This is a genomic window from Streptomyces durmitorensis (genome assembly GCF_023498005.1).
In the GTDB taxonomy this organism is placed as follows: Bacteria; Actinomycetota; Actinomycetes; order Streptomycetales; family Streptomycetaceae; genus Streptomyces; species Streptomyces durmitorensis.
Window position 1 is genome coordinate 2,307,619 of record NZ_CP097289.1, and the last position, 23,705, is coordinate 2,331,323.

General features: G+C 71.4%; 15 protein-coding genes. 7 read left to right on the forward strand and 8 right to left on the reverse strand.

Features of this window, described 5'->3' with window-relative positions; translation table 11 throughout:
- Window positions 1-16: 16 nt before the first annotated feature.
- Window positions 17-1,081 (forward strand): DUF2637 domain-containing protein, encoded by a 1,065-nt coding sequence (locus M4V62_RS10555; protein ID WP_249586983.1) that lies wholly within the window; start codon window positions 17-19, stop codon window positions 1,079-1,081.
- Between the two features lie 39 nt (window positions 1,082-1,120).
- Here M4V62_RS10555 and M4V62_RS10560 read toward each other — a convergent pair whose 3' ends face one another.
- Window positions 1,121-1,603, reverse strand: coding sequence for an ATP-binding protein (locus M4V62_RS10560; protein ID WP_249586984.1), 483 nt, complete (start codon window positions 1,601-1,603; stop codon window positions 1,121-1,123).
- 217 nt (window positions 1,604-1,820) lie between these two features.
- Here M4V62_RS10560 and M4V62_RS10565 point away from each other — a divergent pair, with 217 nt between their 5' ends.
- Window positions 1,821-4,877 (forward strand): alpha-mannosidase, encoded by a 3,057-nt coding sequence (locus M4V62_RS10565; protein WP_249586985.1) that lies wholly within the window; start codon window positions 1,821-1,823, stop codon window positions 4,875-4,877.
- A gap of 7 nt (window positions 4,878-4,884) precedes the next feature.
- Here the strand turns inward: M4V62_RS10565 and M4V62_RS10570 are convergent, their stop codons facing one another.
- The 3 genes from M4V62_RS10570 to M4V62_RS10580 form a co-directional block, all read right to left on the reverse strand.
- Entirely contained in the window at window positions 4,885-6,627 is a 1,743-nt protein-coding gene (locus tag M4V62_RS10570) for a pyruvate dehydrogenase (RefSeq protein WP_249586986.1), read from the reverse strand.
- A gap of 63 nt (window positions 6,628-6,690) precedes the next feature.
- Window positions 6,691-8,358, reverse strand: a complete 1,668-nt coding sequence (locus M4V62_RS10575; RefSeq protein WP_249586987.1) for a protein phosphatase 2C domain-containing protein — start codon at window positions 8,356-8,358, stop codon at window positions 6,691-6,693.
- A gap of 130 nt (window positions 8,359-8,488) precedes the next feature.
- Complete coding sequence (locus M4V62_RS10580) at window positions 8,489-12,271, reverse strand: S8 family peptidase (RefSeq protein ID WP_249586988.1); 3,783 nt, start codon at window positions 12,269-12,271, stop codon at window positions 8,489-8,491.
- Between the two features lie 204 nt (window positions 12,272-12,475).
- On the opposite strand from M4V62_RS10580, the gene M4V62_RS10585 reads away from it, so the two are divergent.
- From M4V62_RS10585 to M4V62_RS10600, 4 genes are all read left to right on the forward strand, one after another.
- Window positions 12,476-13,459 carry a helix-turn-helix transcriptional regulator gene (locus M4V62_RS10585; protein WP_249586989.1) on the forward strand — a complete coding sequence of 328 codons (984 nt, stop codon included), beginning with the start codon at window positions 12,476-12,478 and terminating at the stop codon, window positions 13,457-13,459.
- A gap of 69 nt (window positions 13,460-13,528) precedes the next feature.
- Window positions 13,529-14,011, forward strand: a complete 483-nt coding sequence (locus tag M4V62_RS10590; RefSeq protein ID WP_249586990.1) for a DUF456 domain-containing protein — start codon at window positions 13,529-13,531, stop codon at window positions 14,009-14,011.
- A gap of 186 nt (window positions 14,012-14,197) precedes the next feature.
- The gene (locus M4V62_RS10595) at window positions 14,198-16,546 is read left to right on the forward strand and encodes a glycosyl hydrolase family 95 catalytic domain-containing protein (protein WP_249586991.1); all 2,349 of its coding nucleotides are present in this window, start codon (window positions 14,198-14,200) and stop codon (window positions 16,544-16,546) included.
- 9 nt (window positions 16,547-16,555) lie between these two features.
- A complete protein-coding gene (locus tag M4V62_RS10600; RefSeq protein WP_249586992.1) occupies window positions 16,556-16,924 on the forward strand; it encodes a PPOX class F420-dependent oxidoreductase in 369 nt (122 codons plus the stop codon).
- Window positions 16,925-17,170: 246 nt separating this feature from the next.
- Here the strand turns inward: M4V62_RS10600 and M4V62_RS10605 are convergent, their stop codons facing one another.
- From M4V62_RS10605 to M4V62_RS10615, 3 genes are all read right to left on the reverse strand, one after another.
- Window positions 17,171-18,532: a DNA-3-methyladenine glycosylase 2 family protein gene (locus M4V62_RS10605; protein ID WP_249592779.1), complete on the reverse strand. Its 1,362-nt coding sequence runs from the start codon at window positions 18,530-18,532 to the stop codon at window positions 17,171-17,173.
- 98 nt (window positions 18,533-18,630) lie between these two features.
- A complete protein-coding gene (rsgA, locus tag M4V62_RS10610) occupies window positions 18,631-19,761 on the reverse strand; it encodes a ribosome small subunit-dependent GTPase A (protein ID WP_249586993.1) in 1,131 nt (376 codons plus the stop codon).
- A gap of 218 nt (window positions 19,762-19,979) precedes the next feature.
- A complete protein-coding gene (locus tag M4V62_RS10615) occupies window positions 19,980-21,644 on the reverse strand; it encodes a flavin-containing monooxygenase (RefSeq protein ID WP_249586994.1) in 1,665 nt (554 codons plus the stop codon).
- A 70-nt stretch (window positions 21,645-21,714) separates the two neighbouring features.
- Between M4V62_RS10615 and M4V62_RS10620 the strand changes: the two genes are divergently transcribed.
- Window positions 21,715-22,740 (forward strand): AraC family transcriptional regulator, encoded by a 1,026-nt coding sequence (locus M4V62_RS10620; RefSeq protein ID WP_249586995.1) that lies wholly within the window; start codon window positions 21,715-21,717, stop codon window positions 22,738-22,740.
- Here M4V62_RS10620 and M4V62_RS10625 read toward each other — a convergent pair.
- Complete coding sequence (locus M4V62_RS10625) at window positions 22,710-23,552, reverse strand: dienelactone hydrolase family protein (RefSeq protein ID WP_249586996.1); 843 nt, start codon at window positions 23,550-23,552, stop codon at window positions 22,710-22,712. The genes M4V62_RS10620 and M4V62_RS10625 overlap by 31 nt on opposite strands.
- Window positions 23,553-23,705 lie beyond the last annotated feature (153 nt).

A 23,705-nucleotide genomic window follows, 5' to 3' on the forward strand; every position in this document is an offset into this window, starting at 1 on the left:
ACGCAAGGGACCCCAGATGAGACTGACCGACATATCGCTGGACTGGCTGCTTCCGGGTGGCGTCCTGCTCCTGGGCATGCTGGTGGCGGTGGCGGTACTCGCACGCGGCAAGCGCGCCGGCCAGAAGGCGGCCGCCAGTGCCTCCAGCGACGACACCTGGGAACGCAGCGAGGAGCGCCGCAGGCGCAAGGAAGCCGTCTATGGAACGGCCTCGTACGTTCTGCTGTTCTGCTGTGCGGCGGTCGCCGCCGCACTCTCCTTCCACGGCCTGGTCGGCTTCGGTCGCCAGAACCTCAACCTCACCGGCGGCTGGGAGTACCTGGTCCCGTTCGGGCTCGACGGCGCGGCGATGTTCTGCTCCGTACTCGCCGTGCGCGAGGCGAGCCACGGCGACGCGGCCCTCGGCTCGCGGCTCCTGGTGTGGACGTTCGCGGGCGCGGCGGCGTGGTTCAACTGGGTGCACGCGCCCAGGGGCCTCGGCCATGCGGGTGCCCCGCAGTTCTTCGCCGGGATGTCGCTGTCGGCCGCGGTGCTCTTCGACCGCGCGCTGAAGCAGACCCGCCGCGCGGCACTGCGCGAACAGGGCCTGGTGCCCAGGCCGTTGCCGCAGATCCGGATCGTGCGGTGGCTGCGCGCGCCCCGGGAGACCTTCGGCGCCTGGTCGCTGATGCTCCTCGAAGGCGTACGCACCCTGGACGAGGCGGTCGAGGAGGTCCGCGAGGACCGGCGCGAGAAGGAGCGCACCCGGACCACCAGGCGGGACCGGGAGAAGCTGGAGCGTGCGCAGCTCAAGGCGATCAGCCGCGGCCACCGCAGCATCCCCGGCCGTGGCCAGGGCCGCCAGGTCGACCTGCCGGCGGTCGCGCCGGCCACCGGGTCCGCGCAGGTCGGCGCGGACCCTGCCATAGCGGCGCAGCCGCAGGAACAACTGCCGCTGCGCTCCCGTCCCTCCCTCCAGGCCGTGAAGAACGGCTCTGAACCCGTCACCGTCGACCTCACCGCCGAGGACGACACCCAGACGCTGCCACGGCTCGACTCCCTGGAGCAGAAGCTCAAGGATCTGGAGCAACAGTTCGGCTGATGTCAGCAGCGCAGGACGGGAGTTGGACGGCGGCTCGGTTCAGGCCGGGCCGCCGTCCAGTTCGAACCACACCACCTTCCCGACCCCGTGCGCCCGCACACCCCACGCGTCGGCGAGGGACTGCACGAGCATCAGGCCGCGGCCGTGCGTGCTGAAGTCGGCGTTCGGCACGCACAGCTTCGGGCGGCGCCCCACGAAGTCCCTGACCTCGACCCGCAGCCTGCCGGGCCGCAGGGTCGCCGTCAGGACGGCATCCCGGTCGGTGTGCACCAGTGCGTTCGTGACCAGTTCGCTGGTCAGCAACTCGGCTATCTCGGATCTTCCGGGCCTCCCCCAGGACCGGAGCAGTTCGCGCAGCGCACCTCTCACTTCAGGCACCGCCCGCAGGTCGGATCGCCCTAATCGGCGCCGGAGTTGAGCCCGATGGAGCTCGTCCGGCTTCTTGTCGGTCGGCTCGTCCCTTGCTTTCGGCGAAGAAGTCCCGAGATGAATGGGACCGCCCCCTCTTACCTGCCTTGTCATGACCCCCGCCCACAAAACGAGTCAGTTCCTTCCTGCTCGAACACGCTCACGGGATGCATGCCCCACCCGGTTGGCGGCACTCATGTCCATTCATCAACGTTTGGAGTGGGTGCGCCCCGGCCCGGCGGGGAAGTGAAGCGGTGGACCGTTTCCGCATGATCCCGACCGGGCCCGACCGCGCCGCACCGGGCCCGCCCGAGCTTTCCGAGGAGCCGCCGTGCACGACGACCGACTGCTGGTGGAGGGACGCCTGGAGCGCGCCCTGCGGCAGTTCATCCGCCCCGCCCAGTACGCGGACCGTGTGCCGCTCGCCCTCTCCGTCTGGCACGCGCCGGGCGAACCCGTCCCCGTCGCCGAGGCCATCGACGCCTCGTACGACCCCTTCGAGACGGGCACCGAGTGGGGAAAGCCCTGGTCAACCAGTTGGTTCCGGCTGCGCGGTCAGGTGCCCGAATCCTGGCGCGGGCGCCATGTCGAGGTGGTCGTCGACCCCGGCTTCACCGGTGAAGGGCCCGGCTTCCAGGCGGAGGGGCTCGTGTACGACGCCGCGGGCGTGCCCATCAAGGGCATTCACCCCCGCAACCGCCACATCACCGTGGCGTCCTGCGCACAGGGCGGCGAGCCGGTGCACCTCCTCCTGGAGGCGGCCGCCAACCCGGCCGTTCTGCACGATTTCGAACCCACGCCCCTGGGCGACGTACTGACCGCGGGCGATCGCCCCATCTACCGATTCGCGTCTGCCGATCTCGCCGTACTGGACGAGGACGTATGGCAGTTGACACTGGACATCGAGGTCCTTTCGGAGCTGATGTACGAACTGGACGCCGCCCGTCCGCGGCGTCACGAGATCCTGCGCGCCCTGGAGAGGGCGCTCGACGCGCTCGATCTGCACGACGTGTCGGGTACCGCGGCGGCGGCCCGCGCCGAGCTGACGGAGGTCCTCGCGAGCCCCGCCCACGCCAGCGCGCACCGCGTATCGGCCACCGGGCACGCCCACATCGACTCGGCCTGGCTGTGGCCCTTGCGCGAGACGGTGCGCAAGGCTTCCCGCACCTTTGCCAATGTGACGGCCCTCGCCCAGGACTATCCCGAGCTGGTCTTCGCCTGCTCACAGGCCCAGCAGTACGCCTGGGTCAAGGAGCACCAGCCGCACATCTGGGAGCGCATCAAGAAGGCCGTCGCGGACGGGAACTGGTCACCGGTGGGCTCCATGTGGGTCGAGTCGGACGCCAACATGCCGGGCGGCGAGGCCCTGGCTCGGCAGATCACGCACGGGATGCGCTTCTTCCGCGAGGAGCTGGGGGTGGAGACCGAGGAGATCTGGCTGCCGGACTCCTTCGGCTACACCGCCGCCTTCCCGCAGCTGGCGAAGCTCGCAGGCGTCCGCTGGTTCCTCACGCAGAAGCTGAGCTGGAACCAGTCCAACAAGATGCCGCACCACACGTTCTGGTGGGAGGGCATCGACGGCACGCGCGTCTTCACGCACTTCCCCCCGGTGGACACCTACAACTCCCAGATCCATGGCGCCGAACTCGCGCACGCGGAGAAGAACTTCACCGAGAAGGGCCGCGCGTCCCGCTCCCTCGTGCCGTTCGGCTGGGGCGACGGAGGCGGCGGTCCGACCCGCGAAATGCTGGAGAAGGCACGGCGGTTGCGCTCCCTGGAGGGTTCGCCGCGCGTCGAGATCGAGCGTCCTTCGGCGTTCTTCGCCGCCGCCGAGGAGGAGTACGGGGCGCGGGCGCCCGTCTGGTCCGGCGAGCTCTATCTGGAGCTGCACCGCGCGACGTACACGACGCAGGCGGCCACCAAGCGCGGCAACCGCCGCACCGAACACGCCCTGCGCGAAGCCGAGTTGTGGTGCACGGCCGCCGCGGTGCGCGACCCCGCGTACGTCTACCCGTACTCGACCCTCGACCGGCTCTGGAAGACCGTTCTCCTGCACCAGTTCCACGACATCCTGCCGGGGTCGTCGATCGCCTGGGTGCACCGCGAGGCCCGCGACACGTACGAGCGCGTGCTCGCCGAGCTCGATGAGATCACCGCGGCGGCGGTCCGTTCCCTCGGCCCGGGTGGACCCGCCGCGCTCAACGCGTCACCGTACGCGCGCAGTGAGGTCGTCACGGCCGACGACGGCACCCTGGTGCACGTCGATGTCCCGGCCCTGGGGAGCAAGAGCCTCGAAGAGGCAGCCTCGTACACGCGGGAGACCGGGGCGACCGCCCTGCTCGCCGACGGCGAGATCCAGCTCCTGAACGAGCACCTGCGTGTCGCCATCGACGCGGACGGTCTGCTGACCTCCGTGCACGACGTCGACGCACAGCGGGAGGTCCTGTCCCCCGGCGCGCGCGGCAACCTGCTCCAGCTGCACCCCGACCACCCCACGCACTACGACGCGTGGGACCTCGACAAGCACTACCGCAACACGCACACCGACCTCACGGACGCCGAGTCCGTGGAGCTGGTCGAGGACGGTCCGCTGCGGGTCGCCGTCCGGGTGGTGCGGGCCTTCGGGGAATCGCGGATCACCCAGGAGATCCGCCTCGCGGCGGGCAGCCGTCGCATCGACGTCGTCACGGAGGTGGACTGGCAGGAGTCGGAGAAGGTGCTCAAGGCCGCCTTCCCGCTGGATGTGCACGCCGAACGGTCCGCGGCCGAGATCCAGTTCGGGTATGTGCACCGCTCCACGCACGCCAACACCGGCTGGGACGCGGCCCGTTTCGAGATCTGCGCGCACCGCTGGCTGCGGGTCGCCGAGGAGGCGTACGGCGTGGCGGTGCTCAACGACTCGACGTACGGCCATGACGTGACGCGCGCCCCGCACGGCGACGGCCTCGGCACCACCGTGCGGCTCACGCTGCTTCGCGCCCCGCACAGCCCGGACCCGGAGACGGACCTGGGCGTGCACCGGTTCACGTACGCGCTGCTGCCCGGCGCCACGACGGGCGACGCGGTCGCGGAAGGTCTCGCGCTGAACCTGCCGCTGCGGATCGCCGCCGCGCCCGTCCTGCCCTCCCTGGTGAGCGTCGACAACCCGGCGGTGACCGTGGAGTCGGTGCAGCTCGCGGACGACGGGAGCGGCGATGTCGTGGTGCGTCTCTACGAGTCCCGGGGCGGGCGTGCGGCGGCCGCGCTCACCACGTCGTTCGCGGTGAGCGCGGCCGAGGTGACCGACCTCCTGGAGCGTCCGCTCGAACCGGCCCACACCGACGACGCGGGGCTCGTGCTCGCGCTGCGCCCGTTCCAGATCCTGACGCTGCGTCTGCGGCCCGCCTGACCGGGCGTCAGGGGCGAGGCAAGTTCCGCAGGTTGGAGCGTGCCATCTGGACCATCCGGCCGACTCCGCCGTCCAGGACGATCTTGCTGGCGGAGAGCGCGAAACCCGTCACCATGTCGGAGCTGATCTTGGGCGGGATGGAGAGGGCGTTGGGGTCCGTCACGATGTCGACGAGGGCGGGCCCCTTGTGCGCGAAGGCGTCCTTGAGGGCGCCCACGAGCTGCTTGGGCTTCTCGACCCGCACGCCGTAGGCACCGGCGGCGCGGGCCACGGCGGCGAAGTCGGGGTTGTGGTTGGCCGTGCCGAACGAAGGGAGCCCGGCGACCAGCATCTCCAACTCGACCATGCCCAGGGAGGAGTTGTTGAAGAGGACGACCTTCACCGGCAGGTCGTACTGGACGAGAGTGAGGAAGTCGCCCATCAGCATGGAGAACCCGCCGTCGCCCGACATGGAGACGACCTGGCGCCCCCGGTCGGTGAACTGGGCGCCGATCGCCTGCGGCAGGGCGTTGGCCATCGAGCCGTGGCTGAAGGAGCCGATGATGCGGCGCTTGCCGTTCGGCGAGAGATAGCGGGCGGCCCAGACGTTGCACATGCCCGTGTCGACGGTGAACACGGCGTCGTCGGCGGCGAGTTCGTCGACCACGGACGCCACGTACTCGGGGTGGATCGGGATGTGCTTCTCGACCTTGCGCGTGTAGGCCTTGATGACGCCTTCGAGCGCGTCCGCGTGCTTCTTGAGCATCTTGTCGAGGAACTTGCGGTTGGTCTTGGGCGTGACGCGCGGGGTGAGACAGCGCAGGGTCTCGCGTACGTCGCCCCAGACGGCGAGGTCCAGCTTGGAGCGGCGGCCGAGGCGTTCGGGCCGCACGTCGACCTGGGCGATCTTGACGTCGTCGGGCAGGAAGGCGTTGTACGGGAAGTCGGTGCCGAGCAGGATGAGCAGGTCGCACTCGTGCGTGGCCTCGTACGCGGCGCCGTAGCCGAGGAGCCCGCTCATTCCGACGTCGTACGGGTTGTCGTACTGAATCCATTCCTTGCCGCGCAGGGCGTGGCCCACCGGGGACTTGATCTTCTCGGCGAACTCCATGACCTCGGCGTGCGCGCCTGCCGTGCCGCTGCCGCAGAAGAGGGTGACCCTGTCGGCCTCGTCGATCATCGCGGCGAGCTTGTCGATCTCCGTGTCGCCGGGGCGCACGGTGGGCCGCGAGGTGACGAGGGCGCTCTCGGGGGACTTGTCCGGGGCGGGCTGGTCGGCGATGTCTCCGGGCAGGGTGACGACGCTGACGCCGGACTGCCCGATCGCGTGCTGGATGGCGGTCTGGAGGAGCCGCGGCATCTGCTTCGGGTTGGAGATCATTTCGCTGTAGTGACTGCAGTCCTGGAAGAGCCGGTCGGGGTGGGTCTCCTGGAAGAACCCGAGGCCGATCTCGCTCGACGGGATGTGCGAGGCCAGGGCGAGGACGGGCGCCATGGAGCGGTGGGCGTCGTAGAGGCCGTTGATCAGGTGGAGGTTGCCGGGGCCGCAGGAACCGGCGCAGACGGCGAGGCTGCCGGTGATCTGGGCCTCGGCGCCCGCCGCGAAGGCGGCCGTCTCCTCGTGCCTGACCTGCACCCAGTCGATGCCCTTGGTGCGCCTGATCGCGTCCACGACCGGGTTCAGGCTGTCGCCCACGACTCCGTACATGCGGCGCACACCGGCGCGGTGGAGGATGTCGACGAACTGTTCGGCGACGTTCTGCTTGGCCATGGCTTCACGAACCCTTCAGTCCCCTTGATTCTCTTGGGGTCCATGAATTCACAGTGAGGGCGCTCACGCCTCCCAAACGGCGGCCGCCGTTCGGTCGTCCGCGTACCCCTTGACCCTGACCTGGACGTCCGCGAGGAAGGTCGCGAGGCCCGGCGGGCCGCTCTTGGCCCACCGCTGCGTGAGGTGCGCGGCGAACTCGGGCTCGCCGCGCAGGGGCTCGGCGAGGCCGCCGCTGCAGAGCATCAGGGCGTCACCCGGGCGGGCTACGGAGGCACGGAAGCGGAAGGGTTCGCGGGCCGGGGGCTCGGGGGCGGGCTCGTACGGACTCGGGGGCGTGATGATCCCCATGTCCATGGTGAGCCGATCGCCCTCCGGGGTTTCCGGGGGCACGGAACCGAAGCCGACGACAGGAAGCCCCGCCTCAACCGCGGAGTCGCTGACCTGGGGCTCGATGTCCTGCCATGCGCCGTCCCTGAGCCGGAAGAGACCGCCGCCGCCGACGCCGAAGAAGACGCGGGTGCGGCACTCGGGGTCGGCGGGCAGGAGGAGGCAGCGCAGGGACGCCGCGTACTCCTCGGGCTCGATGCCGAGGTCGACGGCGTGCGCGCGGAGCTTGCCGAGGCTGCGGTCCGTGAGGCGGTGCAGACCGCTCTTGAGGTCCCCGCGCCGGGCGGCCCTGATGTCCTCGGACAGCCGCTGATGGCTGCGCCCCACGGCACGGCCGATCCACGCGCAGGCCTCGGCGGCGGCGCGATGGGCGCCGGGCGTGGCCCGCGCGCCGGTGGCCATGGCCACCAGGACGAGGGCGCCCTCCCCGGTCCCGAACCGCGCGGTGAGCAGCGAGTCGCGCCGCGGCTCGCCCCGATAGCGCGCGGAGTCCCCGCGCACGGAGACGGCCCGCAGGGTGGAGGTGCCGTAGCGGGCGCCGTCCAGGACGGTGTCCGCGACCAGATCGCCGAGGTCGTCGGGGTCGGCGGCGGGCAGGACGGTGGGCTCGGCGTCGTAGGTGGGCGGTCCGTCACCGACGTACGAGACGGCGTCCGCCGTCGCTGCCGCCAGGGTCTGCCGCGCTGCCACCGGGGCGGGCGCCGGCTGGTCCGGAGCCGCGGACTCCTCGGGCGCGCGGGGCGCGGGGACGGCGGTGGTGCGGCTCGGGTCGCCGGGAGGCTTCGGTGGCCCCGCCGGGAAGGTCACAGGGCCCGAGGGTGCGGCGGGGGGCTCCCAGGGGGCGGCGCCCGGGCGGGTGCGGGCGGCGGGCGGGGGCTCGGGGGGCGCTACCGGCTGGGGTGGAGCCTGCGGCTCGGGTGGAGCCAGCGGCTCGGGTGGAGCCAGCGGCTCGCGTGGAGCGGGCGGTTCGCCTGCTGCGGGTCCAGCGCCTCGGACGGACGGCTCCCCCGGAGGTCCGGAGCCCGGCATCCGGGGAGCGAGGTCCGGGGTGGGGCCCGGGGTGGGGCCCTGCACGCCCCGCCGGTCCTTGAGATCCGGGGGCGAAGGCTCCGGATCGGGGAAACGGCTGGGGCCCGGGAGTGTTCCCTCCGCGCCCCCGTCCCCGGGGGCGGGATCGGCCACGCTCTCGCCCGCCGCCGCGGAAACCGCCGAGGCGAACCTGTCGTCGAGGGTGTCGGCCACCTCGGCCGGACCCGTGTCATGAGCGGAGTCGTCGTACAGCTGACCCCACCAGTCGTCCTCCTGGCCGGAGGCTCCGTCGTGCCTCTCCCCCTGCTGGCTCATGCCCCTTATTGTCCACCGCGGAGGCCGTACGAAAACGGTTCATCCGGAAATTCCGGCCACCGGAAGAGTGATGAGGGCCGCCGGGCGGACCCACCCCCCACGGGAGGACCGCCCGGCGGTGTCTGTGTGTTTAGCGCACGTCGTAGGCGCGAGCCACCGTCTGAGTGACGGAACTTCCGTTCGCATCCGTCAGTTCGGTCCTGAGCCAGACCTGCTTCCCCGAGGCGCCCGCGTGGTTGACGGTGGCGGTCCACTCCCCCTTGGAGGCATTGGAGTCCTTGGAGTCCTTGGAGGCGGACGTCTTGGCCTCGGTCCAGGTCTTGCCCTCGTCGTACGAGTAGGACAGGGCCGCCGACTTGAGCGCGCCGGGCTTGTAGCCCGAGTGCCCTGTCGCCGTGATCCCAATCTTCTGACCGTCCTTCGCCGCCAGCGTCTTCATGCCGTCCTCCGGCAGCTGATAGCGCGGGAAGAGCATCGGGATCCCCTGCGAGTAGACCTCCTCGTCGAGGTGCGAGCGGAACGCCCAGGTGGTCTGCGTGCTCAGGGACCGCTGCCAGACCTTCGAGCCGATCTTGTTGGTGTGGAGGGTGAGTTCGTACGCCGCGTCGTCGGCCGGGACCGAGAACACCCCGGACGGCCAGCCCGAATCGCCCACGACCTCGCCGTCCCGCTTCAGCTCCAGGCCGCCGATGTCGCCGAAACTGCCCTGGATTCCGGCGTGTTGGCCGTCGTCCCAGAATCCGGGGGCGACGCCGATCAGGTTGCCCTGACGTTCGGCCGCGAGCGCCTGCTTGCCCTGGGCGTCACGCGGCGCGGCGGGCGTCAGCACACCCTCGTACCACTTCTCGCTGCGCCGCTCCCCCTTCTCGTACGTCCGCACTGGGTCGATCATGAACTCCCCGAACGGGAAGCTGCTGGACACCTGGTGGCCCCAGCCGGTCGTGCCCGCCGAGTAGTACTCGGTGCGCTTGCCGGGGGCCGGGACCGACTCGATGTCGGCGAAGTACACCTCCAGGCCCGAGGGGCGGACGGCGGACGGCAGGTCCACGTAGTCCGTGGCCGTGCCCATCGCGCGGTACGTCGCCTCGTTCGCGGCGAGGTCCTTGTCCCGCACCCGGTAGGTGCGGTCGTCGCGGATCTGGCCGGTCTCGGGGAAGGCGAGGTTGTAGACGTAGGGACTCTTCGCCGTTCCCTTCCACTTCAATTCAACTGCCCCATCGGCCAGTTGGGTCAGGAGGAAAGCCGCATCGGCCGTCTGGACGCCGAGGACCGGGAGCGGGGATCCGGTGAAGCCGGTCGAGGGGTACCAGCGGCCGGGGGCCGCGCGGTGGGCGATGACGGCGAGTGCGCCCGCCGCCTTCGCGTTCGTCGCGACGGCGTTCGCGCTGCCGCTGTCCGGGACCTTGACGAGGGCGATCTTGCCCTTGACCCCGGCGGCCTCAAGCTCCTGCGGCGTACCGGACTTGGCGTCCACGAGTGCCGCCCTGCCCGTGCCGTCGAGGTTGGCGGAGCCGGTGGACGCGGTCACCGGATGGAGCGACTTGCCCCCCACGACGGCGAGTTCGGAGAGCAGGGGCGCCGCCGCGCGCCAGTAGCTGCCGGACTCGAAGGTGCCGTCGGTCGCCCTGCCCTCGACGGACTGGTAGAAGCCGCGGATGGAGCGCGGCCCCGACGCGGTGCCCGCGTGCAGCCAGTTGTCAGCGCCCCAGGTGCGGGCGAACCCGAGGGTGGCGCCGCGCACTTCGGACTCCTTGTCCGTCTTGACGGTCAGGCGGTGCGCCTTGCGGGCGTCGAGCGTGACGGTCATGTCCTTCTTGACCTCGACCTGGGGCCGGGCCATGTGCGTGAGCGAGTCGGTCAGCGTGCCGCCGTCCGCGTCCGGGGTCGCGACGAAACCGGTCAGGAAGTAGGCGCCGGGGCGGACTTGGTACGTCTGGTCGTTCGCGCCCTCGTTGAAGCGGCGCTCACCGCTGGCGTCATCGGTGCCGATGAGGTCGACGGACGACGGGCCGTCCGCGGGCTTGCCCGCGCGGTCGACGAGCTTGACGCGGAGGCTGACGGTCTCCGGCTGCACGTAGAGGGAGAAGGGCGTGGAGACCGCGACGCCCCCGGCGGCCTTCGCCAGGACGCGGCCGGTCACGTCGCCGTACTGCGCCTTCTTGAGGTCCGCGGCGGGGTCCAGCTTCAGCGGGACGTTGACCGTGGCCCCGGCGGCGACCTTCACGGAGCGTTCGCCGAGCCTGGCGATGCTTGAGCGCACGGCCGAGCCGTCGTTGCCGGTGACGCCCTGCACGGACAGCTTCAACTCCACTGCCTTGTCCGTGGTGTTGGTGTACGGGATGTCGACCGCTGTGCGGTCCGAGTTGTCCTGGGGCCAGCCGAAGGTGCCGCCCTGCACGGCGGGCGAGCCGAGCACCTTCTGGTCGACGGCCGCCTTCACGTCGAGGCGCCCGCCGCCCGTCTCGGTGACGTCGCCGGGGATGGCGCTGTCCGCCGACGAGACGAGGGCCGCCTTGATCTGCTGCGCGCTCCAGTCCGGGTGGCGCTGCTTGACCAGGGCGGCGGCGCCCGCGACGTGCGGGGTCGCCATCGACGTACCGCTCATGGACTGGTAGGCGTAGACGCCCCTGCCGCCCGCTGCCGCGGCGGAGATGTCGACGCCCGGCGCGGCGATCTCCGGCTTGAGGGTGTGCGAGCCGAACGCGGGACCCCGGCTGGAGAAGGAGGCCGTCGAGTCGTCGCGGTCGACGGCGCCGACGGTCAGGACGCTCGGGGCGCAGCCGGGCGAGGAGACGGAGTTGAGGCTCGGTCCCGTGTTGCCCGCGGCGAGGACGAAGAGGGTGTCCGTGCTCGACTGCGCGAGCTCCTCCGTGGCCGTGCTCATCGGGTCCGTGCAGTCGGTGCGCGCCGGGTTGCCCAGGCTCATGGAGACGACGTCGGCCTTCTCGTCGACGGCCCACTGCATGCCCGCGATGATCCACGAAGTGGCCCCGGAACCACTGTCGTTGAGGACCTTGCCGTGCAGCAGCTCGGTGCCGGGCGCCACGCCCTTCTTCTTGCCGCCGCTCGCCGCGCCGGTGCCGCCGACGGTGGAGGTGGTGTGGGTGCCGTGGCCCTGGCGGTCCTCGGCGTCCGGCGAGTCGGTGAAGTTCTTGGTCGCGCCGATCCGGCCCTTGAGGTCGGGGTGCTCGGCGTCGGCGCCGGTGTCGAGCACGGCGACCTTGGTGCCCTTGCCGTCGTAGCCCGCGGCCCAGGCCTCGGGGGCGTGCACCTGCTTGGTCGACCGGTCGAGAGTGGCCTTGACCTTGGCGTCCAGCCACAGCTTCTTCAGGTCGGACGCGGAACGGGACGTGGGCGACGTGATGTCCGCCCAGAAGTCCGCGGTCTTCTTCTTGTCGGCCTTCAGCGCGACACCGTCGACGGGTTCGAGGACGAGCCCGCGCTCCGCGCCGCGCGGCGTCGCGGGCACCGAACGCGTGACGTCGACGGACGTGTCGTACACGGCGATCAGCGGCAGCTTCTTGGCGTGCGCGTCGTCGTAGCCCTGGCGGACGAGCCCGGTGACGTTGAAGAGTTCCTCGTCGACCTTGCCCTCGGCGATCGCGTGGACGGCGCCCTCGGGGTAGACGTACAGGTCCTTGCCGGACTGCCTGGTCTGAATGAGGGGCACCGTGCCGTCGGCGCCGGGCAGCGCGCTCGCGCCCGCGCGGTCCTTGCCGTCGGACGTCACCAGGACGCGGTCACCGGTGACGAGGGTGACGACGGAGCTTCCCTCGCCCCGCGGGGCACCCCCCACCAGCGGACTCGTCTCCGCCACGGCAGCGCGTGGCTCGGCCACGGACGGGACGGCCGCGGTGACGGCGAGGACGGCGGCGGACGCCGCCCCCAAGGCCGTACGCGATATCGGGCGCATCGCTCTCCCCAAGGTTGTCGGGCATGCGGAACCACAGCCGATATCGGACCAAAGGCCGTATTAGCGGCTGCCGTTGGTGCTGCGGTGGCGTCACCTTGGCAGAGGGGCGGGGGGTGCGGGGATGATGTCCCGAGGCGGGTTTACGCCGTGGCTTCTTTCCGCCAGGGCTCCGTCGGAACGGATCCTGGGGAGGGACGTCGCCGCATGCTGGCTTCGATAGGCCTGGACGAGACGCACGAATCGGCGTACCGCGCCCTGGTGGCGGTGGGCGCCGCCGACGTGCCCGATCTCGCGCGGCGGCTCTCGCTGGGCGAACCGGACACCGTGCGCGCGCTGCGCCACCTGGAGCTGCACGGCCTCGCGGCCCAGGCGTCGGGCAAGGCGGGGCGGTGGGTGGCGGCCCCGCCCGGTGTCGCGCTCGGCGCGCTCCTGACCCAGCAGCGGCACGAACTGGAGAAGGCCGAGCTGGCGGCGAAGCTGCTCGCCGAGGAGTACCGCGCACAGGCCGCCGAGCCCGCGGTGCACGACCTGGTCGAGGTGGTCACCGGCGCGGGCGCGGTCTCGCAGCGGTTCCTCCAGCTCCAGCTGGGGGCGAGCGACGAGGTGTGCGCCCTGGTGACCGGCAACCCCGTGGCGATCACCGGCATGGAGAACGACGCGGAGGCGCAGGCCGCGGGCCGTGGCGTCACCTACCGCGTGGTGGTCGAACGCTCCGTGCTCGCGCTCCCCACCGGCCTCATCGAACTGTCGACGGCGATCGGCCGCGACGAACAGGTGCGGGTCGTGGACCGCGTCCCGACGAAGCTGGTGATCGCCGACGGCTCGCTCGCGATGGTGCCGCTCACCTCGCGCACGGCGGAGCCCGCCGCGCTCGTGGTGCACGCGAGCGGCCTGCTCGAATCCCTGACGGGGCTCTTCGAGGCGGTGTGGCGCGACGCGCTGCCGCTGCGGCTCGGCGAGGGCGGCCGCTCGGTCACCGAGGACGCCCCCGACGGCCCTGACGGCGCGGACCTGGAGATCCTTTCGCTGCTGCTCGCGGGCCTGACGGACGCGAGCGTCGCCAAACAGCTCGACCTGGGGCTTCGGACGGTGCAGCGCCGGGTCAAGCGCCTGATGGAGCTGACGGGCGTCACGACGCGCCTCCAGCTGGGCTGGCACGCGTACGAGCGGGGCTGGGTGGCGCGCTAGGTCCCGCCCTGAGGCCTGCGGGGACTTGCGCGACCTGCGGGTTTGCCTCGTTTCCTGCACGCTTGGCAGATGGGAGCGTGGGAACTCCTGCTGGTCGCGGTGGTGCTGCTGCTCGGGATCGGCGGGGTACTTGTGCCCGGTGTGCCGGGGCCGTGGCTGGTGTGGGCCGCGGTTCTGTGGTGGGCGCTGCAGGACCCCGAGCCGGTCGCCTGGTGGGTCCTGGTGGGCGCGTCCGTCGTACTCCTCGTGGCGCAGGGCATCCGATGGCTGCTGCCGCCCCGGCGCTTCCGGGAGAGCGGTGCCACGCGCCGCACGGCCGTGTACGCGGGGGCCGGGGCGCTTGTCGGGTTCTGCGTGGTGCCGGTGATCGGGTCGATCCCGGGGTTCATCGGCGGGATCTACCTGGGCGAACGGCTGCGGCTCGGCAGACACGGGGAAGCGGTGACGGCGACGCGGACGGCCATGCGGGCGGGCGGCTGGAGCGTGCTGACCGAGCTGTTCGCGTGCCTGCTGATCGCGGGGGCGTGGCTGGGGGCCGTGATCTGGGGGTGAGCGGGCCGAGCCGACCGAGCCCCCGGCTGGACCATCCGTGGCGCTACGCATACACAGCACGCGTTCACGTACACATACTCCCATCGGATCTCTCCCGACTCATTGACTGGATGCCGCACCCTCTCTAGCTTTCAGCGAGGTAAAGCTCCGATGACTCTGATGACTCCGATGACTCCGGGAGAAGCGATGCCAAGCCCGTCCAGAAGAACCGTGCTCGCCACCACCGGAACCGCGGTCGGCGGCGCACTCCTGTCCGGCGGCCTGCCCGCCCAGGCCACCACCGCGACCCAGGAGACGACGGAGGTGAGCGCGCCGGGCGACCCCTGGCGCACCGTCCTCGACGACGCCGACCTGGTCTGGCAGAAGCTGCCGAAGACCTGGTACGAGGGCCCTTACCTCGGCAACGGCTTCCTCGGCTCGGGGATCTACGCCGAGCCGAGCGCGCGGCCGGACGGCGCGACCACGGCACTGCGCTTCAACATCCAGCACTCCGAGGTGCAGGACCACCGCCCCGAGTTCGGCTCCCTCTTCGGCCTCGCCCGCCTGCCGATCGGCCACTTCACCCTCGAACCCGTCGGAAGGATCACCGGCATCGACTGGCGCCTGCGGCTGCGCGACGCCGAACTGACCGGCACCCTCACCACGGACAAGGGCACCCTGAAGCTCCGCGCGCAGGTGCACAACACGCGCTCCGTCCTGGCCGTCGAGGTGACCGCGAGCGCGGGCGAGCGCGGCTTCCGCTGGGTGTTCCACCCGGCGGAGGCGATCAGCCCGCGCGCCGCGTTCAAGCCGCTGCCGGAGGGCTACGGGGGCAACCCGCCCGCCGAGGTGAAGGAGTACGACGGCGTCACGGCCGCCGTACAGCCGCTGCTCGCGGGCGGGCAGCACGTCACCGCGTGGCGGGAGCGGACGCGGGGCGGGGCCAGGACGCTGTACGTGAACGTGGCGCACTCGCATCCGGGCACCACGGCCCGCGACCGGGCGGTGCGCGCGGTGCGGGGTGCGGCGGGCCTCTCGTACGACGGGCTCGCGGCGTCGCACCGGGCCTGGTGGCACGCGTACTACCGCAAGAGTTTCCTGTCGCTGCCCGACGCCCGGATGCAGCGGTTCTACTGGATCCAGCTCTACAAGACGGCGGCCGCCGCCCGCCGGGACGCCCCGGTGATGGCGACCTGCGGCCCGTGGCTGGAGCCGACGCCGTGGCCCAACACCTGGTGGAACCTGAACGTGCAGCTGGAGTACTGGCTGATCCACGGCTCCAACCACCTCGAACTGGACGCGGTCACGCGCGCGTTGAGCGAATTCCGGTCCAACCTCACCAAGGAGATGGCGGCGCCCTACCGCGCCGACTCGCTCGGCATCCCCCGCACCACGGACCCGTCGCTCGTCAATGGCGCATCGGTGACGGACGGCGGCTACGGCGTCGGCATCCCCGGCCAGGACCCGCCGACCCCCGAGGTCGGCAACCTCACCTGGGCGCTGCACAACGTCTGGCTGAGCTACCGGCACACGATGGACGAGTCGATCCTGCGAGACGTCCTCTTCCCGCTGCTGCGGAAGGCGATCAATTACTACCTGCACTTCCTGGAGCCGGGCACGGACGGCAAGTTGCACCTGCCGGCGACCTACTCACCCGAGTACGGCGGCAACTCACGGGACTGCAACTACGACTTGATGCTGGTGAAGTGGGGCTGCCGCACGCTGCTGGAAGTCGCTGAACTCCTGGGCGTGGAGGACAAGTTGGCGCCGCGCTGGAGGGAGGTCGGCAGCAGACTGGCCGCGTACCCGACCGACGCGAACGGCTACATGATCGGTGCGGACATCCCCTTCGCGAAGTCGCACCGTCACTACTCCCACATGCTCGCGGTGTACCCGCTGTACGAGGTGACGGGCCGCACGGCGGACGAACGCGCCCTGATCGAGCGGTCCTTGGCCCACTGGGTCGGCTTCGAGGGAGCCCTTCAGGGCTACACGTTCACGGGCGCCGCGTCGATGTCGGCGCTGCTCGGCAAGGGAGAGGACGCACTGAAGTACCTGGGTGAGCTGATGACGCGATTCATCCAGCCCAACACCATGTACAAGGAGTCGGGCCCGGTCATCGAGACCCCGCTCTCCGCAGCGCAGTCCCTGCACGACATGGTCTGCCAGTCCTGGGGCGATGTCATCCGCGTCTTCCCCGCGCTGCCGTCGGCGTGGGCGGACCTCACGGTGCACAACTTCCGTACGCAGGGGGCGTTTCTGCTCAGCGCGGTGCGGCAGGGCGGGGCGACCCGGTGGGTGCGGCTCGTGAGCGAGGCGGGGGCGCCGTGCGTGGTGCGGCACGGGATCGCGGGGGCGGTCGAGGTGCGGGACGGGCGGGGGCGTCATCTGTCGTACGAGGATGTGGGCGGGGACGGGGACGGGGGTGCTGTGAGGATCGCTCTCGGGCGGGGCGAGTCGGCGCTGATCACCGCGGAGGGTGACCGTCCGGATCTGCGGATCACCCCGGTCGAACCGAACGAGGCGGCGCCGCGCTGGGGCCTGCCCGCGGCTTAGGCTCGCGTCATGACCGAATTCAGCGAGGCCGAGCGGGCGTACCTCAAGTCCCAGCGTCTGGGGCGGATGGCGAGCGTCGACGCGACGGGACAGCCGCAGGCCAACCCTGTGGGGTTCTTCCCGCAGGACGACGGGACGATCCTGATCGGGGGGTATGCCTTGGGGAGCACGAAGAAGTGGCGCAATCTGCAGGGGAATCCGAAGGTGTCGCTGGTCGTGGACGACATGGTGAGTGAGCGGCCGTGGAAGGTGCGGGGGGTCGACATCCGTGGGGATGCGGAACTCCTCACGGGGCCACATGACTTGGGCCCTCACTTCAGTGAGGAGCTGATCCGGATTCATCCTCGGCGGATCCATAGCTGGGGGCTGGAGCAGTAAGTAGTCCCCAACCCCGCCCCTTCCCGGCTGCATCAATTAGCGGCTCCGCCGCGGGCCGCTGGCGCGGGGGCCTTCGTTGCCGTCATCACCGGCTTCGCCGAGTTCGTCCTCAAACGCCGGACGGGATAGATGTGCCAGCCTCTCCGGCGTTTGAGGAGCGGGGGTCTGGGGGCGGAGCCCCCTGCGCGGCGGAGCCGCCAATAGATGCAGCCGGGAAGGGGCGGGGTTGGGGAAAAGAAAAGGCGGCTACCCCGCACCGCCCGCGGTCAGCACATGCCGCACCCCGTACGACCGCCAAGGCCGCCACGCATCAGGCACCGTCTCACCCGGCAACCCCACATCGGGGTCCCCGAGCGCCCGCATCCGAATCGAAGCGACAACCCCCGCACCCACCCCCTCCAAGGCCAGGAGGCCCGCCTCCGCATCCTCCCGATCCGCCCCCGCATCAAGCCGCACCCGCCCATCGGCAAGCGCAGCAGCCAGCTCCCCCAAGGGGCCCGGCTCCCCGGCCAGTGCTCCCGGCTCGGGGAAGACGTGGGTGAGGGATCCGCACGGCGCGTCCAGCGCCTTCCCGTACCGCTCCACGAGCAGCGCGGCCTCCCCGCGCCCCACAAGCGCCCGCACCGCGAACTCCTCGGGATCCGCCGCCCCCGGCGAGCGCAGGCCGGGCCGCGCCGCGACCAGCGGAGCGAGCCGCGCGTCGGCGCCGAGCCGCTCGTCCACGGCGTACGGATCCGCGTCCAGGTCGAAGAGCCGCCGCAACCGCTGCACGGCGGTCGTGAGGTCCCGCAGATCGGTCAGGTGGAGGCGGGCGTCCAGCCACCCCCCGACCCCGTGATCGCTCTCCTCGACGGCCACGATCCCCGTGCCGTACGGCAGCCGCAACGTACGCCGGTAGGTACGCCCGCCCCGCTCCCCGGACACCTGCTCCACCCCGTCGACGGCCTCGTCGGAGAGCAGGTCGAAGACGGCGCCCGCCTCATAGGCCCCCCGGTAGGCGAGCCGCAGCGGAACCCCGGCGGACGGGGTGGCCCGCCCCGCGCCCCCGCCACGCGGCGCGGCGGCCCGCAGTGCGGTGGGCGTCAGGGCGTACACCGCCCGGATGGTGTCGTTGAACTGCCGCACGCTGGCGAACCCCGCCGCGAACGCGATCTCCGTGATCGGCAGTCCCGTGGTCTGCAGCAACACCCGCGCGGTGTGCGCCCGTTGGGCCCTGGCGAGGGCGACGGGCCCCGCCCCCAGCTCGGCGGTGAGCTGCCGCTGCACCTGCCGGGAGCTGTAGCCGAGCCGCACGGCGAGACCGGGGACGCCCTCGCGGTCGACGACGCCGTCACCGATCATGCGCATGGCACGGCCTACGACGTCCGCGCGTACGTTCCACTCCGCTGACCCCGGCACCGCGTCCGGGCGGCAGCGTCGGCAGGCCCGGAATCCGGAGCCCTGGGCGGCTGCCGCAGTGGTGTAGTAGCGGACGTTCTTGCGCTTGGGGGTGACGGCGGGGCAGCTTGGCCGGCAGTAGATCCCGGTGGTCTCGACGGCGAAGAAGAACTCCCCGTCGAAGCGCGCGTCGCGGCTGCGAACCGCCTCGTACCTGGTCTCTTCATCGATCACGTCTTCCAGTGTGCGGCTTGGCCGGCGCTTCGGCTGGCGGAAATCGGACACCACGTTGCGGGGGCGCCCGAGCGCCCCCGCAACGCTGCCGCTCGCTAGCGGATCCGGCCCCGCTTGGCCTCCAGGGCCGCCTTGCCCTCCGCGCCCCTCAGCTTCCACATACGCCGCATGTCCGCCCGGAGCTTCGCGTCCGTCTTGGCGACGATGCGCTGGTTCTCGCGGATCAACTTGCGGTAGCTGTCGAGGCGGCGGCCTTGGAGCGTGCCGTCCTCCACGGCCGCGAGTACCGCACAGCCGGGCTCGGCGGTGTGGGCGCAGTCGTGGAAGCGGCAGTCGGCCGCGAGCTCCTCGATCTCGGAGAAGACCTGGCCGACGCCGTTCCCGGCGTCGAAGAGGCCGACGCCCCGCAGGCCCGGTGTGTCGATGAGGACACCTCCCGCGGGGAGCACGAGGAGGTTGCGGGTCGTCGTGGTGTGGCGGCCCTTGCCGTCCACGTCACGGGCTGCGTTGACCTGCATGACGTCCTCGCCGACCAGCGCGTTGGCCAGGGTCGACTTGCCCGCTCCTGACTGGCCGAGCAGGACGGACGTACCGCCGGAGACGACGGCGCACAGGATGTCGACGCCTTCCCCGGTGGTGGCGCTGACCGGGAGCACCTGGACGCCGGGGGCCGATGTCTCCACGTCCTCGACGAGGTAGGACAGTCCCGTGGCGTCCGGGACCAGGTCGGCCTTGGTGAGGACGACCAGCGGCTGGGCGCCGGACTCCCAGGCCAGGGCGAGGAACCGTTCGATCCTGCCGAGGTCGAGCTCGACGGCGAGCGAGATGGCGATGATCGCGTGGTCGACGTTGGCCGCGAGGATCTGCCCCTCGGACCGCTTGGAGGAGGTGGAGCGCACGAAGGCGGTGCGGCGCGGCAGCAGTGTCCTGACGTACCGCGGGTCACCACCCTCGGGGTCGACGGCGACCCAGTCCCCCGTGCACACGACCTTCATCGGGTCGCGGGGCACGACGAACTCGGTGTCGGCGCGCACCGTGCCGACCGGGGTGACGACGTCGCACTGGCCGCGGTCGACGCGCAGGACGCGGCCGGGCAGCAGACCCTGCGCCGCGTACGGGGTGAAGTCGGCTTCCCGGTCCTCGTCCCAGCCGTAGGGCGCGAGAGCATCCGAAGAAGACTTGGAAGAGGGAGAAGAAGAAGGCTGCGGAGATGCAGAGGAAGACAAGGGGGGACCCTTCACAGGGGTGGCCCCGGCGCACGCGCACTGTGGCGCGTGGAAAAGAGGAAGGTCAGCCGGTGACCACGGAGGTGGAATGAACGGACTTCTCGATGCGGGCAGCGCCCATCTCAACGACAGCCATCGGTCACACCTCCTGGATCACACTCAACCGGCACCGGCGGCCGAGCGGCCACCGACGAACAGAAGGAACCCTAGCTTCGGGCTCAGGCGGAGCGCCACCTCTTTTCCGGCCCGGCGGCGACGGGCTGCTCGGGCGCGGTGGGCTGCCCGGGCGCGGTGGGCTGCTCGGCCGCGGCCGACTTCTCGGACGCGGCGCGGGCCCCGCGCACGGCGGAGAGCGGGGTGGGCGCCAGCGTCTTGCGCAGGTTGGTGCGCATCGTCGACGCGGCGTCGAGCACGTAGTTCTGCCGGACCTTCCAGGGGCCGCGGTCGCCCTGCCGGGGGAAGGCGTCGATGGAGCGCTGGACGTATCCGGAGGCCAGGTCGAGCAGCGGGCGTTCGTCGAGCGTGCTGGTCGGCCTGGGTTCCACGGCCGCGTAGTCGTGCGCGCGCATGTGGTTGAGCACCTTGCACACGAGGCGTGACGTGAGGTCGGCGCGCAGCGTCCAGGACGCGTTGGTGTAGCCGATGCAGACCGCGAAGTTCGGTACGCCCGTCATCATCGCGCCGCGCCACACGAACTGCCGGTTCAGCTCCACGGGTTGACCGTCGACGCGCGGCTCGATGCCGCCGAAGGCGAGGAGTTGGAGTCCGGTGGCGGTCACGACCACGTCGGCCTCCAGGACGCGGCCGGACTTCAGCCGGATGCCCTCGGGGACGAAGCGCTCGACGTGGTCGGTGACGATCTCGGCTTCGCCCGTCTTCAGAACCTCGAACAGGTCGGCGTCGGGCACCGCGCACAGCCGCTGGTCCCACGGGTCGTACGACGGCGTGAGGTGGTCGGCGACGAGCCGGTCGTCCTTGACGATGCGCTTGTTGAGCCCGGTCAGCAGCTTCCGCGCGGCCTTCGGGCTGCGCCGACAGAACTGGTAGAGGCCGATGGCGAAGAGGATGTTCTTCGTCCGTACGACCCGGTGGGCCGCGTTCGCGGGCAGTACGGCGCGGATGCCGTCGGCCAGCCTGTCCCGCGAGGGCAGCGAGCCGATCCAGGTCGGGCTGCGCTGCAACATGGTGACGTGCGCGGCGCTCCCCGCCATCGCGGGCACCAGCGTGACGGCGGTGGCGCCGCTGCCGATGACGACGACGCGCTTGCCGGTGTGGTCCAGGTCCTCGGGCCAGAACTGCGGGTGCACGATCGTGCCGGTGAAGGAGTCGGCGCCCGCGAACTCGGGGGCGTGTCCCTGGTCGTAGTTGTAGTAGCCCGCGCAGGAGTACAGGAAGTCGCAGGTGACGGTGGTCAGGATGCGGCTGCCGTCCTCCTCGGTGCGCTCCAGCGTCACCGTCCAACGGGCCGTCGCCGTGGACCAGTCGGCGCCGACGACCTTGGTCCCGTAGCGGATCCGGCGGTCGATGCCGAACTGGGCGGCGGTCTCCTTGATGTAGTCGAGGATGGACCGGCCGTCGGCGAGCACCTTCGACTCGCGCCAGGGCTTGAAGGCATAGCCGAGCGTGAACATGTCGGAGTCCGAGCGCACACCCGGGTAGCGGAACAGGTCCCACGTCCCGCCCATGGACTGCCGCGCCTCGATGATCGCGTACGAGCGCTCGGGGCACTCGGTCTGCAGCCGGTAGGCGGCGCCGACGCCGGACAGACCGGCGCCCACGATCACGACGTCGATGTGCTCGACCGGAGTGCCGGTACCCGCGGTGCCGTCGGTGCTTGCAGTGTCGTCGGTGCCCTCGGTGCTGGAGTCTGCGGTGTGCGTCATGCTTCTCAGTGTCCGGAAGCACACCCGGCAGGAATTGACCCGGGACGACAGATCTTTGACCCTGGACGACATGTCCGTGATCAGATCGGCGGGTCTGCGCGGGTTCCGCGCCACGGTGGCGGAGCTCGGCGGTGACGCCGAGACCTACGCCCGGCAGGCGGGCTGCCCCACGGCCGCACTCGACGGGGACGACCTCCTGGTGCCCGAGGAGGCGATGGCCACGGTACTCGAGCTGGCCGCCGAGGATCTCGGCTGCCCGGATCTCGGTCTGCGCATCGCGGCCCGGCAGGACCTGGGCATGCTCGGCGCCCTGGCGCTCGCCATCCAGAACTCCGCCACCCTCGGGGACGCCCTGGAGTGCACCACCCGCTACCTCTTCGTCCACGCGCGCTCACTGAGCCTCAGCCTGGAGCCCGATCCGTACGGCACGCCGGGGGTCGCCGCCCTGCGCTACGGCGTGCGCGAGGGGGTCGAGGCACCGCCCCAGGGCATCGACCTCTCCCTGGGGTTCATGCACCGGGCCATCGTCTATCTGGTCGGCCCCTACGGCCTGGGCTCGGTCGAGCTCCCGCATCCGCTGCTCGCCCCGCTGTCGGTGTACGAGGACTTCTTCGGCGTACCCGTGAAGGCGGACCGCCCCGCGGCCCTGCTGCGTGTCCCGCTCAGCCTGGCCGACCGGCCGCTCGGCGGCGGCAACGCGCATCTGCGCCGCCTCGCGCTCGCCTACCTCGACGAGCAACTGCCCAGTGAGCGCGCGGACATCGTCAGCGGTGTCCGTGCCGTCGTGGGGCGGTCGCTCGGCACGTCGCCGCCCGAGATCGATACCGTCGCCCGGCTCCTGAACGTCCACGCGCGAACGCTGCAGCGCCGACTGCGCGCAGCCGGGACGACCTTCGCCGAGATCATCGACGAGGAGCGGCGCAGCGCGGCCCGCCGCTATCTCATCGGCACCGACCTGCCCCTGGGCCAGGTCGCCCTGCTGCTCGGCCTCTCCGAGCAGTCGGCCCTGAACCGCTGCTGCCGGCGCTGGTGGGGTGCGACACCGCGGGCGGTGCGGGCGCGCGGCTATGGGGCGGCCGGGCCGCCGGTCTCCTGAAGCAGTCGCGTACGGAAGAGGTCGAGCACCTCGTCAAGGGCGGCCCGCGTCGGCTGCCCCGGTTCGTCGATGAGGTGCTCGGTCAGGACGGAGTGCGGCGCCAGGACGCCCTCGGGGTTCGCGTCGCTGTCGTCCAGTTCGACGGCGGTGAACGCGTCGCCGAGCTCACGGCGCAGGAAGGCGAACCGGTCGTCGGGAACCAGCCGGTCGCCCTTGAACCGCGTCCCCAGGACCCGCAGCCCGTCCCGCTCGCAACGGCCCTTCACCACGGCGAGTTCGTCGTCCGAGATGTCGATGGTGCACGCGCGGCGGCCGTTGACGGGCAGCGGGAGCGAGGGCTGGGAGAGCACGGGGGCGAGCAGCCGGTCGTCGGTGGCCATCGCCAGGGCGAAGCCACCGGTGAAGCACATGCCGACGGCGCCGACCCCGGGGCCGCCGCACCGCTTGTGCTCGTGCGCGGCGAGGGCCCGCAGCCAGGTCACCACGCGCGAGCTGCGACCGGTGGCGAATGCGGTGAACTCCCGGCTCACACACACCTTCAGCATGGTCGAGGCGATGTAGAGATTCGACTTCAGCGCACCGTGGGCCTTGGGGTTGGCGTCGCGCCCCGGCGTGCCGAAGAGGACGGGGAGCACGGCCGTGCATCCGATGGCGGCCACCTTCTCGGCGAAGGAAAGGACCTTGGGCGTGATCCCGGGGACCTCCGCCATCACGATGACGGCGGGCCCTTCCCCGCGCCGCAGGACCTTGCGGGTGGTGCCCTCGTGCGTGAACAGGCTCCGCGTGAATCCCGTCAGGTCGTGGTCAGCCACGGATCAACGTCCTCCAACTCGACTGCCGCCTCCCGGAGTTGCCGCGTACGGCCCTCGCGGCCGAGGCATGCTGGACGGAACGTACAACAAGGGCGCCATGCGGGCCTACCCCGCAGTAGGAAATCCAGCCGCAACCGTGCCACGCCGTCACGG

What these genes read in the sequence shown, in the direction of transcription:
- M4V62_RS10620 (WP_249586995.1), top strand. Translation starts at nt 21,715, where the DNA reads ATGTCCGTGATCAGATCGGCGGGTCTGCGCGGGTTCCGCGCCACGGTG.
- M4V62_RS10595 (WP_249586991.1), top strand. Translation starts at nt 14,198, where the DNA reads ATGCCAAGCCCGTCCAGAAGAACCGTGCTCGCCACCACCGGAACCGCG.
- M4V62_RS10590 (WP_249586990.1), top strand. Translation starts at nt 13,529, where the DNA reads ATGGGAGCGTGGGAACTCCTGCTGGTCGCGGTGGTGCTGCTGCTCGGG.
- M4V62_RS10615 (WP_249586994.1), bottom strand. Translation starts at nt 21,644, where the DNA reads ATGACGCACACCGCAGACTCCAGCACCGAGGGCACCGACGACACTGCA.
- M4V62_RS10560 (WP_249586984.1), bottom strand. Translation starts at nt 1,603, where the DNA reads ATGACAAGGCAGGTAAGAGGGGGCGGTCCCATTCATCTCGGGACTTCT.
- M4V62_RS10575 (WP_249586987.1), bottom strand. Translation starts at nt 8,358, where the DNA reads ATGAGCCAGCAGGGGGAGAGGCACGACGGAGCCTCCGGCCAGGAGGAC.
- M4V62_RS10600 (WP_249586992.1), top strand. Translation starts at nt 16,556, where the DNA reads ATGACCGAATTCAGCGAGGCCGAGCGGGCGTACCTCAAGTCCCAGCGT.
- M4V62_RS10585 (WP_249586989.1), top strand. Translation starts at nt 12,476, where the DNA reads ATGCTGGCTTCGATAGGCCTGGACGAGACGCACGAATCGGCGTACCGC.
- M4V62_RS10555 (WP_249586983.1), top strand. Translation starts at nt 17, where the DNA reads ATGAGACTGACCGACATATCGCTGGACTGGCTGCTTCCGGGTGGCGTC.
- M4V62_RS10570 (WP_249586986.1), bottom strand. Translation starts at nt 6,627, where the DNA reads ATGGCCAAGCAGAACGTCGCCGAACAGTTCGTCGACATCCTCCACCGC.
- M4V62_RS10580 (WP_249586988.1), bottom strand. Translation starts at nt 12,271, where the DNA reads ATGCGCCCGATATCGCGTACGGCCTTGGGGGCGGCGTCCGCCGCCGTC.